Consider the following 17,094-nt stretch of genomic DNA (forward strand, 5'->3'; position numbering starts at 1 on the left):
CAGACCCCATGGCATGCCCAGACCTGGGACGAAGCAGACAGCGCACCGGGCAGCACGCCAAGCAGCACACTGGACAGCGCCCTGAGCAGCGCCGCCCAGGCGCAACAGCTCATCGCCGCCATGGCTGCCATGGCCCAGGCCGATGCCCTGGCCAGCGCCAGCTTCATGACCGCAGCGGGCTACCAGCCGGGCAACTACCAGGACCTGACCAAGCCCTTGTTGGCTGCGGCGGCTTGAGCGTTGCCACAAAAAACCGCCGCACGGCTTTGACCGTTGCGGCGGTTTGTTGTTGGGCTATGCCCAACGGCTTAGGGTTTGTGAAGATTGAGTGTTGCGGCGGTGTTTCCGGTCAAAACCCGCAACTGCCGCGTTGAAAACGCTTGCAAGGCGTCCAGGCCTTGTGCGCGTTTTTGCCTTGCATTTGCGGCTTTTGCCTCGAAAAACCGCTTCGCAAACCCAATCTCAACAACCCCTAGCGCTGCGCTTGGCGTTCGCGCGCGGCGTCGTCCATCAGCTCATACCACATGGCGTTGAGCACGGCCAGGGCGGCGGCCAGCGGCAGGCCCAGCATCCAGGCGAAGTACCACATCGTTGATTCCTTTCAAAACGGTTGAGTCGTTCACAGGCCGGCCCCGGCGGGGCTGGCCTTGGGGTGTGCTTAATAAATGGCGTGGCCTTTTTCACCGTCCACGTCTGCGTTGCGCACCTTGCCGCGCATGACGGAGTACACCCAGCTGGTGTAGGCCAGCACGATGGGCAGGAAGATGAGGGTGACCACCAGCATGATGAACAGCGTCATGTGGCTGGAGGACGAATCCCACACCGTCAGGCTGGCGGCCAGCTTGGAGCTGGAGGGCAGGATGAAGGGGAACATGGATACGCCCACGCTGAGGATGATGCCGGCGATGCCCACGCCGCTGGCCAGCAGGGCGAGGATTTCGCGCCGTGCGGCCAGCATCAGCGCGGCCAGTACGAAGCCGAGGATGCCCAGCGCCGGCACCAGCCACAGCACGGGGGCTGCGGCGTAGTTGGCAAACCAGGCGCCGCCATCGGCGACGACGGTTTTGTACAGCGGGTTGGATGGGCCGTTGACGACCACATCGCTGGTGATGCGATAGCCCTCAACGCCTTTGGCCAGGTACAGGCCCAGCAGCGCAAACAGTGCGGCGCTGCCGATGGCGCAGGCGATGCCCCATTGGCGCACGCGCTGTTGCACGGGGCCTTCGGTCTTCAGTTGCAGCCAGGTGGCGCCGTGGCAGGTGAGCATGAGCACGGAGAGCACGCCGGCCAGCAGCGCGAAGGGGTTGAACAGCGCCCAGAAGGAGCCTTCGTAGTGGATTTGCATGTCCGGCTCGATGCGGAAGGGCACGCCCTGCAGCACGTTGCCCATGGCCACGCCGAACACCAGCGAGGGCACGAAGCCGCCGATGAACAGCATCCAGTCCCAGGTGTTGCGCCAGCGGCTGTCCTCGACCTTGCTGCGGAACTTGAAGCCCACGGGGCGCAGGATGAGCGCGAACAGGATGGCGAACATGGCCAGGTAAAAGCCGGAGAAGGACACGGCATACAGCTGCGGCCAGGCGGCGAAGATGGCGCCGCCGGCCAGGATCAGCCAGACCTGGTTGCCTTCCCAAACAGGGCCGACGGTGTTGATGACCACGCGGCGCTCGGTGTCGGTCTTGGCCACGAAGGGCAGCAGGGTGCCGGTGCCCAGGTCGAAGCCGTCGGTGACGGCAAAGCCGACCAGGACCACGCCCAGCACCAGCCACCAGATGACGCGAAGGACTTCGTAGTTCAGTAGTTCATGCAAGATCATGCGGATTCTCCAGCGGCGCGGGGGGTAAAGGATGGGTTGGCGGTCAGGTGCGCGGGCAGCGGCAGGTCGCCGGGCAGGGCTTGCAGCTCACGCGCGTCGGGGCCTTTGCGGATGGCAGCGAGCATCAGCTTCATCTCGATGATGAGCAGCACGGTGTAGATGGCCACAAAGCCCAGCATGGTCAGCAGCACGGTCTTGGCGCCCAGGTTGGAGACGGCCACAGCCACGGGCAGCACGCCTTCGATGGCCCAGGGCTGGCGGCCGAACTCGGCCACGAACCAGCCGCACTCGGCGGCAATCCAGGGCAGCGGGATGGCCCACACGGCCAGCTTGAGCAGCCAGGGGTGCGCATCGAGGCGGCGGCGCGCCGAGAGCACGAAGAAGGTGGCCGTCAACACGATGAAGAAAAAGCCCAGGCCGACCATGATGCGGAAGGTCCAGAACAGCGGCGCGACCTGCGGCACGGTGTCCCAGGCGGCCTGCTCGATCTGCGCGGCGCTGGCCTGGCGCGGATCGTCCACATAGCGCTTGAGCAGCAGGGCGTAGCCCAGGCGGTCGCTGTGCGCCTCGAACTGCTCCATCAGCGCCTGCGGCGCTTGCTTGCCGTTGAGGGCGCGGATTTGCTCCAGCGCGTCATAGGCAACAAGGCCGCTGCGGATGTGCTGCTGCGCAGAGGCCACCAAATCCTTGATGCCGGGGATTTGCGTATCCAGGCTGCGCGTGCCGATCAGGCCCATGACCCAGGGGATGTGGATGGCGTAGTGCGTCTTGCGCGCCTCTTGGTCGGGCAGGCCCACCACGGTGAAGGAGGCGGGCGCGGGCTCGGTCTCCCACATGCCTTCGATGGCGGCCAGCTTCATGCTCTGGTGTTCGGAGGAGAGGTAGCCGCTTTCATCGCCCAGCACCACCACCGACAGCGAGCCGGCCAGGCCGAAGGCAGCTGCCACGGTCATCGAGCGCTTGGCCAGCTCCAGGTGCCGCCCCTTGAGCACGAACCAGGCGGCCACGCCCAGCACGAACACGGCCGCCACGGTGTAGCCGGCCGAGACGGTGTGCACGAACTTGGCCTGCGCCACGGGGTTGGTCACCACGTCAAAGAAGCTGTCCACCTCCATGCGCATGGTGTGCGGGTTGAGCTTGGCACCCACGGGGAATTGCATCCAGCCGTTGGCCACCAAGATCCACAGCGCCGAGAGGTTGGTGCCGATGGCCATGGCCCAGGTCACCACCAGGTGCTTGACTTTGGACAGGCGCTCCCAACCGAAGAAGAACATGCCCACCAGCGTGGCCTCCAGGAAGAAGGCCATCAGCGCCTCGATGGCCAGCGGCGCGCCGAAGATGTCGCCGACGTAGTGGCTGTAGTAGCTCCAGTTCATGCCGAACTGGAACTCCATGACGATGCCGGTGGCCACGCCCATGGCGAAGTTGATGCCAAAGAGCACGCCCCAGAACTTGGTCATCTGGCGCCAGATGGGCCGGCGCGTCATGACGTACACCGTCTCCATGATGGCCAGCAGGATGGACAGCCCCAGCGTCAGGGGCACGAAGATGAAGTGGTACATGGCCGTCAGGGCAAATTGCAGCCGTGACAGACCAACTATGTCGAGATCCATGGGGGGAGACCTTTCAGTAGTTCAAAGTGCAAAAGAAAAGTGGTGAGAGAAAAAACCGGGGTGCCAAAACAAGAGGCTCAGCCATCGCGCAGCCGCGCCAGCAGCGCCTCGAACTCGGCCGTGCCATGCACGGCCTGGGCCGTGATGCGGCCGTGCTCCAGCAGCAGCAGGCGGTCGGCCAGCGCGGCCTCGCGGCGCATGTGCGTGGCCAACACCACGCTGCGGCCGCGCAATGTTGGCGCCAGGCGCTGCAGCAGGGCCTGGGCGGTGGCGGCGTCCAGACCGTCGGTGGGCTCGTCGAGCAGCCACAGCGCACCGGCTGCGCCAGCGCCGCCAGTGCCAGTGCCAGTGCCAGTGCCAGTGCCAGTGCCAGTGCCAGTGCCAGGCAGCGGGGTCTGTGGGATCTGGGCCAGCAGCAGCCGCGCCAGGGCCAGGCGCCGGCCCTGGCCTTTGGACAGGCCCAGGCCGCCTTCGCCCAGGCGCTCGTCCAGCCCGGCCGGGCGCGCGGCAATGGCGCCCTTCAGGCCCACGAGCTCCAGCGCGGCCCACAGCGCCGCATCGTCCAGCGCGCGCTGTTGCAGATTCAGGTTGGCGCGCACCGTGTCGCTGAACAAGGCCGTTTGCTGCGGCAGGCCCAGGCTGGGCAGGGCGCGCACTGTGCCGCGCGTGGCCGCCAGCTCGCCGGCCAGCAGCGCCAGCAGGCTGGACTTGCCGCTGCCGCTGGCGCCCACCAGGGCCAGCACCTCGCCTTCGGCCAGCGTCAGCGAGCAATCCTGCAGGCGCGCCAGGCCGCTGCGGCCACTGTCGAGCCAGACGTGCTGCAACTGGGCGGCCAGGCCAGCCTCGGGCGCGGGCAGGGTGGCGCTGGGGGGGGCGGTGTTGGCGTTGGTGGCGTTGGTGGCGGGCGTCAGGCTGCGCGCCAGCGGGGCCTGCAGGCGGCGCGCGGCCAGCAGGCAGGCGGCCCACTCCAGCGTGCCACGGCGCAGCGCGGCAAAGGGCTCCATGCCGGCCATGGCCATCAGCACGAAAAAGGCCGCCAGCGCCACATGCATGTCGCGCGCCAGCACCAGCCAGGCGGCCACGCCCAGGGCGGCGGCCAGGGTCAGCGCCTGCAGCGCCTGCCAGGCCGCGGCGGCGGCGGCGTCGCGCTGTTGCAGGCGCAGCTCCAGCGCGGCCAGCTGGGCCTGGCGCTGGCGCCAGCGCTCGCTGGCGGCATCGAATTGCACGGCCATGGTCAGCTCGGCCTGGCCGCCCACCAGCTCCAGAGCCTGCTGGCGCATGCGCTCGCCATGGCGCGACTGGGCCAGCGCCAGCGCGCTGCTGCTGCGCACCAGCCACAGCGTGATGCCCAGGCCCCAGCCCCAGAACCACAGCCAGCAGGCCAGGCCCAGCCACAGGTGCTGCCAGGCCAGCCACAGGCTGATGGCCAGCGTGGTGGCCAGGGCCGCAGCGCAGGGCAGGGCCAGGCGCAGGTACAGGGCCTCGGCGGCGTCCAGGTCGCGCGTCAGACGCAGCAGCAGGCGTGCGGGCTGCAGGCGCCAGGCGCGCTGCGCGGCTGCCAGTTGCGGCGCTTGCGCCGGGGGCTGGGCAAAGCTGCGCAGCAGGCGCTCGCGCAAGGCCACCAGCGCGTCCAGCGTGGCGGCATGGCCGACCAGGCGCTCGGCATAGCGCGCACCGGTGCGCCCCAGGGCCAGAAAGCGGATGCTGGCGCTGGGCACGAAGATGTCGAAGGCCAGCGCCGTGGCGGCGCTCATCCCGGCCAGGGCCGTGCCGGTGATGAACCAGCCCGACACGCCCAGCAGCAAGGCGCCCATCAAAGCCGTGGCGCAGGCCAGCAGCAGGCCTGCGGCCATGCGCCGGCTGTGGCCTTGCCACAGCGCGGCCCACAGCAGGGCCAGGCTGTGGCGGTGCAGATGGGTGGGGTGGCGCTCACTCACGGCAGAGCCTCCTCGATCGGCCTGTCGGCGGCGCGCATCGCTTGCGTTGGTGCATCGGGGCGGCGACGCCAGTGGGCCTGGCCCTGGGCATCCAGCTCCAGCACCCAGGGCAGGGTGGCGATGGCCTGCGGATCGTGCGTGGCCAGCAGCAGCGTGCGGCCTTGCGCCAGCTTCAGAATCTGCGCCAGTACCTGGGCGCTGGTGGCGCTGTCCAGGTGGGCGGTGGGTTCGTCGAGCAGCAGCAGCGTGGCCTCGGGCGCGGCCACGAGCCGGGCCAGCGCCAGGCGCAGGGCCTCGCCGCCGGAGAGGCCGCTGCCGCCTTCGCCCAGCAGGGCCTGGTTGCGTTGTGGGACAAAGGCCCCCAGGCCCACTTGCTGCAGTGCGCGGGCTTCGTCATCGGGCGTGGCTGGTGCGGCGCGGCCCAGGCGCAGATTGCGCTGCAGCGAGCCGGCGAACAAATAAGGCTGCGCGCCCATCCAGCCCACGCGGCGGCGCAGCGCTGCTGCGTGGGCCGCATCCATGGGCAGGCCGCCGATGCGCACTTGGCCGCTGGCAGCTTGCACCAGCCCGGCCACCAGGGCTAGCAGCAGGCTTTTGCCGCTGCCGCTGGGGCCGGTGATGGCCACGTGCGCCCCGGCCGGGATGTGCAGATCAAGGGCTGGGCGCGCGGCCTGGCCTTCGGCCAGCGGCAGTGCCGGTTGCACGGCCTGCAGCGTGATGGCAGGTGCGCTTGCAGGGGCAGCGATCTCGGCGGCGGTGGGATCGCCTGCTGTGTGGGCATTGGGCACCAGCGGCGCCAGTCCATCGAGCAGGGTCTGCAGGCGCTGCAACGCGGCGCGGCCATTGGCGCGGTCGTGCCAGACGGCTGAAAGCTCGCGCAGCGGCTCGAAAAAGGCCGGCGCCAGCATCAGCACGAACAGGCCTTCGTGCAGCGTCAGGCGCTCGCCCCAGGCGCCAAAAGGCAGCTGCCCCAGCAGGTGAAAGCCCACGTACACGGCCACCAGCGCCACGCCCAGCGCAGAGAACAGCTCCAGCACCGCTGAGGACAGCATGGCCACGCGCAGCACGCGCATGGTGCGCTGCGTCAGGTCGCGGCCCAGCGCGCTCATGCGCTGCGCCGTGGCCTCCACTGCGTGCAAGGCGCGCAGGCTGGGCAGGGCGCGCAGGCGCTGCAGCAGATCGCCGTGCAAATGCCCCAGTGCTTGTAGCTGGGCCTCGCTGATGGCCTGGGCGCGCCAGCCGATGATGGCCATGAACAAAGGGATCAGCGGCGCGGCCAGCAGCAGCAAGAGCGCCGAAAGCCAGGAATGCCAGCCCACGCACAGCGCCAGTGCCGGCGGCACGAGCAGCACGCGCCACTGCGCCAGCTGGTAGCGCGCCAGCCAGGGCAGCACGGCATCGGCCTGCTCCATCCAGGCGCTGGTGATCTGGCCCGAAGGCGGGCGGCGCGCATCCAGCGGCGAGCTGTGGCGCAGGCGCTGGCCCAGCTGCAGGCGCAGCGCCGTCAGGCTGCGGCGGGCATGGCGCCAGGCCAGCTGCGTGCCAGCGTATTCCAGCGCAGCGCGCAGCAGGCCCAGGGCCACGGTGATGGCCGCAGCCTGCCCAATGGTGGCCGTGGGTGGCGGCAGGCCGGCGGCTGTGCCGCCGCCGTTTTGCCAGGCCATCAGCGCGGCAATGGCTGTGGCGATCTGCCAAGCCTGGCCGACCCACAGCAGTGAGGCCAGTGCGGGCAGGGCATGCCACCAGCCTCTGGCCTGGGCCAAGCCGTGCGGCAGGCCAGGGGCCATCTCTGAATTTGCAGCGCGTGCGCGCCCGTTGCGTGCCATGGGTGGAAGAAATGCAAAAAATCAGCAAGGCAAGGCCTGCACGAACCCGGCGGCGAAGTGCGCAGATGCCGCAGATGCACAAGGCGCAGCGATGCGTGTAGGCCTTCCCAAGCCCCTGCAAAACAGCCATCGGCCAGCGCCGCAGCGCTTGCAAAGGCTCTTTGGGAAAAAGCGCCGGATTCTATGAATTCCAGCAAACTTCATGGGGTTATCCGCACGGCTTTAGTCGGGCACCTGGGCGGGGCTGGCGTGATATTTCAAAGCCGTTCCAGGGGGCGCCAGGGCAGGATGCAGGGCGGCTGGCCGTCGCCGGGGGCGATGCGCAGCGCCGCGATGCCGAAGGTTTGCGCCAACGCTGTGTCGTCCAGCACTTGGGCCGGCGGGCCGTGGCGCAGCGTGCGGCCGCCTTCGAGCAGCAGCAGCTGGTGGCAAAAGCGCGAGGCCAGGCTGAGGTCGTGCAGCACCACGGCCACGGCCTGGCCCTGGCGGGCTTGCTCGCGCAGCAAAGCCATGCAGTGCAGTTGCTGGGCTGGATCGAGTGCGGCCAGCGGCTCGTCGGCCAGCAGCACCGGGGCCTGCACGGCCAGGGCGCGCGCCAGCAGCGCGCGGGCGCGCTCGCCGCCCGAGAGGCTTTGCGCGTTGCGATCGGCCAGGGCTTGCAGGCCGGTGGCCTGCAAGGCGGCGTCAATGGCCTGCTGGCCGCTGGGCCGGGCGGCGTCGCCATGCGGCAGACGGCCCAGCGCCACGACTTCGCGCACCGGCAGCGGCCATTGCAGTTGCGCGCCCTGGGCCAGATAGGCCATTTGGCGCGCGCGCTCGGCTGGCGGCCAATCGGCCAGCGGGCGGCCTTGCAGCAGCACCTGGCCGCCGCGCAGCGGCAGCCAGCCCAGCAGCGCGCGCAGCAGGCTGGTCTTGCCGGCGCCGTTGGGGCCGACGATGCCCAGCAGTTGCCCGGCGGCCAGCTGCAGCTGCGCGCCATCGAGCAGGCGGCGCGCGCCGGCCTGGGCCTGAAGCTGCACGGCTTGCAGTGCAGGGGTGTTCATGCGCGGCCCTCCCGGTGCAGACGCAGGATCAGCAGCAGGAAAAAGGGTGCGCCGACCAGGGCGGTGAGCACCCCCAGGCGCAGCTCCTGCCCGCCCACGTAAAGCCAGCGCACGCCCAGGTCGGCCAGCAGCAGCAGCGCTGCGCCGGCCCAGGCGGCCAGTGGCAGCAGCTGCGCCGGGTTGCCGCGCGCCAGCGGCCGCATCAGGTGCGGCGCGACCAGGCCAATGAAGCCGATGCTGCCTGAGACGGAGACGGCCGCGCCCACGCTGGCGGCCGTACCCAGCAGCACCAGGGTGCGCAGCCGCGCCACGTTGATGCCCAGGGAGTGGGCAGTCTCCTCGCCCAGCGACAGCGCCAGCAGGCCGCGCCTGGCGCGCAGCAGCAGCGCCAGACCCAGCGCGATGAAGGGCAGGGCCAGGGCCACTTCGCGCTGGCTGCGGTCGGCCAGCGAGCCCATGAGCCAGAAGACGATTTCCTGCAGGGCATAGACGTTTTTCGTCCAGTTCATGACCAGCGCGATCAGCGCCCCGGCCATGGCCGAGACTGCCACGCCAGCGAGGATCAGCAGCGTGGTGCTGGCCTGGCGGCCGGCAAGAAAGAACACCAGGCCCACGGCGGCGGCCGTGCCGGCCATGCCCGCCAGCGGCAAGGCCAGCGCAAAGGCGCTGCTCAGGCCGGTGTAGAGCGCCAGCACCGCGCCCAGCGCCGCGCCGTTGGAGACGCCCAGCAGCCCTGGCTCGGCCAGCGGGTTGCGCAGCAGGCCTTGCAGCGCCGCGCCGGCCATGCCCAGCGCCGCGCCCACGGCCAGGCACAGCAGGGTGCGCGGCAGGCGCAGGTCCAGCAAGATGCGGGTGGGGATGAGTTCGCCCTGCCAGGCGCCTTGCAGCAGGCGCGGCAGAGGAGTGTCGATGTAGCCCACGGCCAGCGACAGCAGCGCCAGCAGGGCCAGGGCGGCGGGGGCAAGCAGCCAACGCAATAAGTTGCTCATGGCGTGATGGGGCGGGGTTGGGGCAGGGAGCTGGCGTTAGCGCGGCGCGCCTGGGCCAGCCGCTCGGCGGCGGCGATGTTCCACGGCCCGCCGCAGACGGTCATGCGTGAGGGCAGCTCCAGGCGCTGCACGCCCAGCTCTGCCAGCACCGGGTGCTGAAGCGGGCGCTGGGCGCCCAGTGCGTTGTGGCCCCAGCGTGGCACGAGCAGCAGCTCGGGGCGCTGGGCGATCAGGCGCTCCAGCGGCAATTGGCCATAGCCAGGCACGCCGGCTTCGGCGGCGGCGTTGCGCCAGCCGGCCAGGCCGAGCATGTCGTCGTAAATGGTGCCGGCGCCGGCGCTGTGGCCGTTGGCGCCGTAAAGCGCGGCGGTGGGGCGTTGCACGGCATTCGGGTTTTCGGCGGCCACGCTGGCGGCCAGGGCCTGCTGTGCGGCCTGCATGTGCTGCACCAGTTGCTGGCCGCGGGCTTCATCGCCGGTGCTGCGCGCCACGAGCAGGATTTGCGCCTGGGCATCGGCAAAACCGTCGGCGCCGGGCACGGCCAGCACAGGGATGCCGAAGCGGCGCAGCATCTGCGTGGTGTGCAGCGTGGTGTGCGTGCCCACCAGCACCAAGTCCGGTTGCAGCGCCAGCACTTCCTCGGCGCTGCCACGCACGCTGGGGATGCCGCGCGCGGCTTCGGCCAGCATGGACGAGGTCGGATCGCTGGCCAGGCGGCTGAGCGCGGCAATGCGCGAGCGCTCGACCAGTTGCAGCAGGATTTGGTCGGTGCAGAGGTTGAGCGAGACGATGCGCTGCGGGCGTGTTGCCTCGGCGGTGGCCGTGGTGGCTGGGCGCTCGCTGGCGGCCTGTGGCAGTGGGCTGGCCGCAGGCGGCAGCCCAGCTTGCTCGGCCCTCTGGCAGCCTGCCAGCGCCGCCAGCATTGCCAGCGCCGCAACAGGGGCTTGCTTCATCCGTCGCACATTCAGCCGCCGCACACAAAGCCTTTGCCGCTCTGGTCGGCCGGGTCGGGCGGCAGGTTCAGGTAGTCGCTGCGCAACTGGTTCCAGGCCGCCAGACGGCTCCAGTCGGGCGTGGCCGCCAGCGCCTGCTCGTCGGTCAGGAACGGGTTGGGCAGGAACACCGTCAGCTGCTGGTGCCCGGCGTGGGTGAACAGGCGCAGGCCCCAGCTGCGCGGCGCGCCATCGCGGTCGAGCAGGCGGTACAGCTCGGCGCGACCGGTGCGGCGCGCATGGGCCAGCTCGGGCGCTACGCCCTTGAACTCGCCAATGCACAGGTGAAAGTGCCAGGCGCCGAAGTCGATGGTGGCGTAGCCGTCGAGCAGGCCCACGCGCAGCGGCGCGTTGGGGGCCTTGATTTCATAGACGACGCCGGGCTCGCAGACGCCGAAGTGGATCTGCTGCCACCACTGGCCGAACACGTCCTGCAGCAGCATCCACAGCGTGTCCTCGTCGGTGGGCAGGGGCCAGGCTTCGCTGACGCTGCCATCGGGTTCGGTGCGGCGCTGCGGTGCGTTGGGGACGGGGGGGCTGCTGGCGGCGTTCATCACAGCTCCCAGATGTAGCGGAGCTTGAACTGGCGGCCCGGCTGCGGGAAGCCGAACTTCTCCCAATAGAACTTGTCGGTGAGGTTGTCCACGCTCAGTTGCAGCGCGTGCTGCGCGGCGAACTGGTAGCGCAGGCTCAAGTCGGCCACGCTGTAGGGCGCGTAGCTTTGCTGCTGGCCGTAGGTGGCGGGGTTGACCCAGTCCAGATCCTTGCGGCTGCCCACATGGCGCAGCGCCAGGCGGCCGCTCCAAGGGCCGTGTTGGCCTTCGAGCGCCAGGCGCCAGGTCTGCCGGGGCACGTTGTTGGCATCGACCCATTGACCTTTGACCTGATCGCGGGCCTTGAGCATGCGCGTGCCCGACAGGCCCAGCGACCAGCCGGGCGTGAAGCGCCAGCGCGCCATCAGCTCCACGCCCTGCATGCGGGCGCGGTGGGCATTGGCAAAGGTGCTCAGGCTTTGCTCGGGCGTGTCGATGGCCTTGACGCTGACGATTTTGTCGCGCACGCGGGTGTCGAAATAGGTGGCGTCGATCTGCCAGGCGTGGTTCTCCCAGCCCAGGCCCAGATCCCAGCTGCGGCTGGATTCGGGCCGCAGCGCGGCATTGCCGCGGGTGATGAGGCGGCGGCCGTCACGGACGCTGAGCGATTCGCCCGTGAGCTGGAAGGCATCGGGCGTCATAAAGCCTTCGCCGTAGCTGGCATGGGCCGTGAAGCCGCCGCCCAGGCGCTGTTGCACGCCAGCGCTGGGGCTGGTCTTGCCGAAGTTCGCCTTGCCTGGCGTGAAGCTGGTGAGCAGCGGCGTGGCCAGCGTCTGCACGCGGATGCGGTCGTGGCGCGCGCCCAGGTTCAGCACCGTCGCGCCCTGGTTGAACTCCCAGCTTTGCTGGGCGTACAGGCCGGCGCTTTGGCGGCGGCTGTTGGCCGAGTAGGGCGCGAGCTGGGCGCCGCTCTTGTCGTAGCGGCGCGAGGTGGACTGGGCGCGGTCGGCATCCAGACCCAGCACCAGCCGCGCGCCGGCGCCCCATTGCCAGGCGTCTTGCAACTGCAGGCCGCTCCAGCGCAGCGTGCCGCCGTAGCTGCGGTAGGGGTAGGTGGTGCCTGGCGGGTCATAGCGCGAGCTGACGGTGGCATTCTCCGCAGTCTGACGGCCGGTATAGGCGCTGGCGCTCAGGGCGTGCGCGCCCAGCTGGCCCTGCAGTTGCAGGCGCGTACCCCAGCGGTCCAGATCCTTGCTGCCTTGGTTTTGCAGACCGTAGGCGATGTCGCCGGGCGAGGCAATGCCCTTGCCGCGGTACAGGCTGCTGCGCCAGTCCAGCTGCCATTGCGGCGCCAGTTGCAGGCCCAGGCGCAGTGCGTGCTTTTGGATGTTGTAGTCCGAATGCGGGCGTTTTTGGCCATTGCCCATGCGCATGTCGCCCTCGGCCTGCCACTGGCCGCTGTAGTCGAAGCTCAGGCGCTCATTGATGCGGCCGCCGGCGCGGCCCTGAAGCTCACGCGCGCTGAACTGGCCCAGGCCGGCGCTCAGGCTGGCCTCAAGCGGGCCGGTGCTGCGCCGCGTGATCAGGTTGACCACGCCGCCCATGGCCTGTGAACCGTACAGCGCCGAGGCCGGGCCTTTGAGCACCTCGATGCGCTGCAGATCGCCAGTGCCCAGCGTGCTGAGGTTGTCGGTCATGGCCGGCAGGCCATCGACCAGCAGCAGCGTGCGCTGGTTCAAGCCGCTGAACTGCGGCCCAAAGCCGCGAATGCCCACGCCCGAGAGCTGGCCCGGGTACTGGATCACATCGACACTGGCATTTTTCTTCAGCACGTCCACCAGCTCGCGCTGTGGCGTGGCCTCGATGGTGGCGGCATCGACCACCTCGATGCGCTGGGGCTCATCGGCCAGCGGCGTGGGCGCGCGGCTGCCGGTGACGACGACAACGGGTAATGTGCTGGCCTCGGCCTTGGGTTTTGTTTGGGCCGGTTGTGTGTCGTTGGGCTGGGCCTGCAGGCCGGGCAGGGCCAGCAAGAGAGGCAAAAGGGGGAGGTGTTTTGGGGACATGGGCGTTTTCTCAGCCAAGGAAATCCGCCACCGTGATCGCGCTGATTCGCATGCGCCAAGGCCCGCAGCCGCCAGGCGCAGGCGCGCCCAGTGCAGCCGTGCCACTGTCGCCCGCCACCCCGCAGACGATCACCGTGACCGGCGGTGCACGCCGGGGCGCGCACTGCCTGACAATGCAGGCCGGTATCCGGACTCGCAAGACCAAGAGCGCCGCCTTCCCAAAAGGGCTGCCCAGACCATCGGCGGTCTGAACTTCACCCAGCTTCAGTGGCTGCCGCCCGGCGCAGCGTGTGCGCAGCAGGCGGCCTGGCGCCCCCATCCTTGCTTACCGTTGCGGGGGCAGTCAGGGCTTTGCACCCTGTTCCCGTTGAACCCGCTGCCCTGGTTGCCAAGAACCCAGGCAGCGCGGCACCTGCAAACCACAAAGAAAGCTGCGTCCGCGCTGGCGCTGAGCAGTGGCGCCGAGCGCAGAACGCGGCGCGCATTTTAGCGGCCCAGCAGCCCTGGCTCGGCCCTGGCATTGCCGGCCTGGGCGTTCAGCGGCGCGGCCGCTTGTGGGCCTTGCTGCAGTTGCTGCAGCAGCTCGTGCAGCAGGGCCTGGGTGTTGTTGCTGGTGGTGGTCAGCGTCATCTGCCAGTCGCTGAGCAGCCCGTTGGCGATGCAGTGCTGCAAGAAGGGCTGCAGCGCGCTGTAGTAGCCGTCCACGTCGAGGATACCGATGGGTTTGTCGTGGTAGCCCAGCTGTCGCCAAGTCCAGATCTCGAACAGCTCCTCGAAGGTGCCGATGCCGCCGGGCAGGGCGACGAAGGCATCGCTGCGCTGGGCCATCATGGCCTTGCGCTGGTGCATGGTGTCCACGACGAACAGCTCGTCGCAGGCTTCGTTGGCCATTTCCTTGTGCACCAGCACGGTGGGGATGATGCCCACCACGCGCGCGCCCGCTTCCTTGGCGGCCTGGGCCACCAGGCCCATCAGCCCGGATTTGCCGCCGCCGTAGACCAGCTGGCCGCCTTGCTCGCCGATCCAGCGGCCAACGGCCTGGGCGGCTTCGATGATGCGCGGGTTGCTGCCATTGCGCGAGCCGCAGTAAACGCAGAAGGAGAAGCGGGGTTGCATCGGGGGGGTCTCAGGGGGTGAAGAGGGTGTTGCCACTGACGGTGTTGGCCGTGCCCTGGTCGAGGATGGTGTGGCTGTGGATGTAGTTGCCCGTCACGGTGTTGCCCGAGGTGGTGTCCGTCAACCACAGGCCGGTGTGCCAGAGGCGGTTGTTGCGGATGCTGCTGCCGCTGATGCGCTCGAGCGTGACGGAGCGCAGGTAGTTGGGCTCGAAGGTGTTGCCTTCGATCTGCACCCCGCTGACGCGGGCGCTGCTGGCGCTGACCTCGTAGGGCACGCCGGCATAAATGCCGTAGCCGCGGTTGCCGGCCACGTGCGCCTGGGTGATGCGCACGTTGTGGATGGTTTCGTCCTTGCCGGGCCGGATGTCGATGCCGGTCATGGGCGCCACGCCGTGCGTGCTGTGGTAGCGCCCGCCCTGCACCAACACGTCCTGGGCCGAGGCGATGGCCAGGCCGCGGCGGCGGTTGCCCTCGGCCACCACGTTGCACAGTTGCACGTCGCGGCTGGCTTGGGTCACGGCCAGGCCATCGCCCCAGGCATCCTGGACTTTGACTTGCTCGATGACGATGCGGCTCGATGCGGCCACCATCACGCCCGTGCCCCAGGCGCCTTCAGCGCCTTGGCGCGTGTGGCGGTCGCCCAGCACCGTGCCGCCGACCAGGCGGGCGTTGTCCACCTGCTGGAAGCGCACGATGTCGTAGAAGCCGGCGCTGCCGGGCTTGGCTTTGAGCACAGCCTGGTCGGAAAGCCGCAGCGTCATGTGGCTGCGCATGAACAGGCGCTTGGCCGGGTCGATCAGGTAAGTGCCCTCGGGCACCCAGACCATGCCGTTTGTGCCGGCGGCCTGGTCAATGGCGGCCTGGATGGCGGCGGTGTCGTCGCTGCGGCCATCGCCCTTGGCGCCCTTGTCGCGCACGTTGATGGCCTGGCCTGCAGCGGGCATGGGCGCGCACTGCCCAGCAGTTGGCGCTGGCGTGGGCGAGGGGTTGGCCACGGGCGCGGGCGGGATGGGCGCAGGGGCCACCACGGGTGCCGCATCGGTCGGCAGCAGGGGCACGGCGGCCAGAGTATTGAGCCGATTGTTGGCAATGGTGTTGTGCTTGGGGCTGCCGTCGGCGTTGGGCTCGTCGACGATCAGGCGATCCAGCGATGCCCCGGGCCGCCCGGTGATGGCGTTGTCCGTGATGGTGATGAAGGTCGCCAGCGGCTCCAGGCTGATGTTGAGGTACTGGCTGTTGATGATGCGGTTGCCAGTGATGCGGGTTTTCCAGCTGCGATTGCCCAGGCCCAGGCCGATGGAGTTGTCGATGATGGTGTTGCCCTCCAGCGCGACGTTCTCGATCTGGCCGGGGTAAGTGGTCACCATGCCGATGCCGCGGCCGGCGTTGTTGATGAATTGCGAGCGGCGGATGGTCACGTTCTTGACGTGCTCGCGGAGCGCCTCTTGCGCGTGCCCCCATGGCTCGATGTCGATGCCGTCCTGGGGCGGGGTGCCGTGCGTGTTCTTGAACACCGAATCCTGCACCACGATGGTGTCGACATCGACGATGGACATGCCCTGGCGGCGGTTCTTGTCGGCCACCACGGCGCAGAACTTGACGTTCTGGCTGGCGCCGCCGACGTAAAAGCCATCGCCCCAGAACTCACGGGCCGTGACGTTCTCGATGGCGGTATGGCGCGCGCCGCGCATCACGAGGCCAGAGCCCCATTCGCCCAGCTGCCCGTCGGCGGGGATGCGGTGCGCGTAGCGCTCGCCCTGCAGATGGCCGCCCAGCACGTGGGCGTTTTCCACATCGTTGAAATGGAAGATGTTGTAGTGCCGCGAGCCATTGGGCATGGCCTTGAGCACGGCCTGCTGCGACATGTGCACGGTCACGCCGCTGCGCATCTGCAGGCCGCACCGCTCTTGGCCCCAGCCGCCGCAGGCGTTGACCGTGGCGTCGATCATGTAGGTGCCAGCCGGAATCCAGACGCGCCCGCCGCTGCCGGCCGCTTCGTCCAGCGCAGCCTGGATGGCCGCCGTGTCGTCGGCCTGGCCATTGCCCTTGGCGCCTTTGTCCTTGACGTTGACCGTCAGCGCAGAGGCGGGCATGGGCACGCAAACCCCGGCAGTGGGCGGCGGTACGGGCTCTGCCGCAGGGGCAGGCGTGGGCGCGGGAGCCGGCGGCGGCGATGGCGGCGCAGGTGCGGGTGCAGGAGGCGGAACTGGACTGGGCGCAGGCGGTGATGGCGGCTGCGGAGCAGGAGCAGGAGCAGGAGCAGGAGCAGGAGCAGGAGCAGGAGCAGGAGCAGGAGCAGGTGCAGGTGCAGGTGCAGGTGCAGGTGCAGGTGCAGGTGCAGGTGCAGGTGCAGGTGCAGGTGCAGGTGGCCGTGGGGCGGGCACCGGCGCAGGCGCTGGCGGCTGCGATGGCGTTGGGTCGGGCTGCGGCCCAGGGGCTGGGTTGGGCGCAGGAGGACGGTTGTCGGATTGACCATCGCCGCCGCCGCCACAAGCGGCCAGTGAGACGGCCAAGGCCAGCATGGCCAAACGCTTTGCGCGCATGCAACTCAACATCACGGTTCCCTCCAAGATGAATGCCGCAGCTGGCGTGCGTGGCCAAGTCGCCAGCCCCTGCCTGACACAGGCGCTGCGCAGCCCAGCGGGCCTGGCGCGGGCACAAACAAGGCGCTCTGTGGCGCCGTTCGTGCAGGTGTTTGCTTTTGTAAAAAATGTTCAGGCGATTATAGGGAGCCTTGACGCTGTCTTGGGGCTGGCATCAGGCGCCGGCGGTGCAGCAGGCAGCCCATTTTGCCCAAAGCGCCCAGGCCCAAATGCCCAGGCACAGCGCCAGCGCCAGCAGCACGGCAGCGCTGCCCAGGTCCTTGGCTTTTTTCGACAGCGGATGCCATTCGGGGCCGATGCGGTCGACCACGGCCTCGATGGCGGAGTTGAGGATTTCGACCAGCAGCACCAGCACGGGCAGCGCGATGAGCACGGCGGTTTCCAGCCAGCGTTGCCCGGCCCAGAAGGCCAGGGGGATGAGCACTGCGGCTAGCAGCAGCTCCTGGCGAAAGGCCGCTTCCTGCCATGCGGCGCCCAGGCCGTGGCAGGAGTTGCGCAGGGCCGGGCCCAGGCGGGCCAGGCCGGTCTTGGGTGAGTGGGGCGAGGTGGGCATGGGCG

The 17,094-nt window shown here is 69.3% G+C and carries 15 protein-coding genes and 1 riboswitch; of the genes, 2 read left to right on the forward strand and 13 right to left on the reverse strand.

Annotated features, from left to right (window positions below; translation table 11 throughout):
• Nucleotides 1–237 (forward strand): hypothetical protein (locus CLI93_RS15035; RefSeq protein WP_172425501.1); only part of this gene is annotated, 237 nt, incomplete at its 5' end.
• Between the two features lie 235 nt (nt 238–472).
• On the opposite strand, the gene cydX is transcribed toward CLI93_RS15035, so the two are convergent.
• The 12 genes from cydX to CLI93_RS00065 form a co-directional block, all read right to left on the reverse strand.
• A complete protein-coding gene (gene cydX / locus CLI93_RS00010) occupies nt 473–589 on the reverse strand; it encodes a cytochrome bd-I oxidase subunit CydX (RefSeq protein ID WP_095543705.1) in 117 nt (38 codons plus the stop codon).
• 69 nt (nt 590–658) lie between these two features.
• Complete coding sequence (gene cydB, locus CLI93_RS00015) at nt 659–1,816, reverse strand: cytochrome d ubiquinol oxidase subunit II (RefSeq protein WP_095995939.1); 1,158 nt, start codon at nt 1,814–1,816, stop codon at nt 659–661.
• A complete protein-coding gene (locus tag CLI93_RS00020) occupies nt 1,813–3,429 on the reverse strand; it encodes a cytochrome ubiquinol oxidase subunit I (RefSeq protein ID WP_095552575.1) in 1,617 nt (538 codons plus the stop codon). Before CLI93_RS00020 ends, cydB begins: the two co-directional genes overlap by 4 nt.
• 77 nt (nt 3,430–3,506) lie before the next feature.
• Entirely contained in the window at nt 3,507–5,366 is a 1,860-nt protein-coding gene (locus CLI93_RS00025) for an ATP-binding cassette domain-containing protein (protein WP_238946643.1), read from the reverse strand.
• A complete protein-coding gene (cydD, locus tag CLI93_RS00030; protein ID WP_095995948.1) occupies nt 5,363–7,153 on the reverse strand; it encodes a thiol reductant ABC exporter subunit CydD in 1,791 nt (596 codons plus the stop codon). Before cydD ends, CLI93_RS00025 begins: the two co-directional genes overlap by 4 nt.
• 296 nt (nt 7,154–7,449) lie before the next feature.
• Nucleotides 7,450–8,235 (reverse strand): ABC transporter ATP-binding protein, encoded by a 786-nt coding sequence (locus CLI93_RS00035; protein WP_095550452.1) that lies wholly within the window; start codon nt 8,233–8,235, stop codon nt 7,450–7,452.
• Nucleotides 8,232–9,224 carry a FecCD family ABC transporter permease gene (locus CLI93_RS00040; RefSeq protein ID WP_095550451.1) on the reverse strand — a complete coding sequence of 331 codons (993 nt, stop codon included), beginning with the start codon at nt 9,222–9,224 and terminating at the stop codon, nt 8,232–8,234. Before CLI93_RS00040 ends, CLI93_RS00035 begins: the two co-directional genes overlap by 4 nt.
• Nucleotides 9,221–10,177 (reverse strand): ABC transporter substrate-binding protein, encoded by a 957-nt coding sequence (locus tag CLI93_RS00045; protein ID WP_095995938.1) that lies wholly within the window; start codon nt 10,175–10,177, stop codon nt 9,221–9,223. The genes CLI93_RS00040 and CLI93_RS00045 overlap by 4 nt, the downstream gene beginning before the upstream one ends.
• 11 nt (nt 10,178–10,188) lie before the next feature.
• Entirely contained in the window at nt 10,189–10,770 is a 582-nt protein-coding gene (locus tag CLI93_RS00050; protein ID WP_238946642.1) for a DUF7676 family protein, read from the reverse strand.
• Complete coding sequence (locus CLI93_RS00055; RefSeq protein WP_172425737.1) at nt 10,770–12,791, reverse strand: TonB-dependent receptor; 2,022 nt, start codon at nt 12,789–12,791, stop codon at nt 10,770–10,772. Before CLI93_RS00055 ends, CLI93_RS00050 begins: the two co-directional genes overlap by 1 nt.
• Nucleotides 12,792–12,976: 185 nt before the next feature.
• A riboswitch (cobalamin riboswitch) is annotated at nt 12,977–13,245 on the reverse strand.
• Between the two features lie 56 nt (nt 13,246–13,301).
• Complete coding sequence (locus CLI93_RS00060; protein ID WP_095995936.1) at nt 13,302–13,931, reverse strand: LOG family protein; 630 nt, start codon at nt 13,929–13,931, stop codon at nt 13,302–13,304.
• A 10-nt stretch (nt 13,932–13,941) separates the two neighbouring features.
• Complete coding sequence (locus CLI93_RS00065) at nt 13,942–16,026, reverse strand: glycosyl hydrolase family 28-related protein (RefSeq protein ID WP_238946641.1); 2,085 nt, start codon at nt 16,024–16,026, stop codon at nt 13,942–13,944.
• A gap of 80 nt (nt 16,027–16,106) precedes the next feature.
• On the opposite strand from CLI93_RS00065, the gene CLI93_RS15255 reads away from it, so the two are divergent.
• The gene (locus CLI93_RS15255) at nt 16,107–16,508 is read left to right on the forward strand and encodes a hypothetical protein (protein ID WP_238946640.1); all 402 of its coding nucleotides are present in this window, start codon (nt 16,107–16,109) and stop codon (nt 16,506–16,508) included.
• Nucleotides 16,509–16,690: 182 nt separating this feature from the next.
• Here CLI93_RS15255 and CLI93_RS00070 read toward each other — a convergent pair whose 3' ends face one another.
• Complete coding sequence (locus CLI93_RS00070) at nt 16,691–17,089, reverse strand: diacylglycerol kinase (protein WP_095995947.1); 399 nt, start codon at nt 17,087–17,089, stop codon at nt 16,691–16,693.
• Nucleotides 17,090–17,094 lie beyond the last annotated feature (5 nt).

It is taken from the genome of Vandammella animalimorsus (assembly GCF_002288875.1).
Taxonomy (GTDB): domain Bacteria; phylum Pseudomonadota; class Gammaproteobacteria; order Burkholderiales; family Burkholderiaceae_C; genus Lampropedia; species Lampropedia animalimorsus.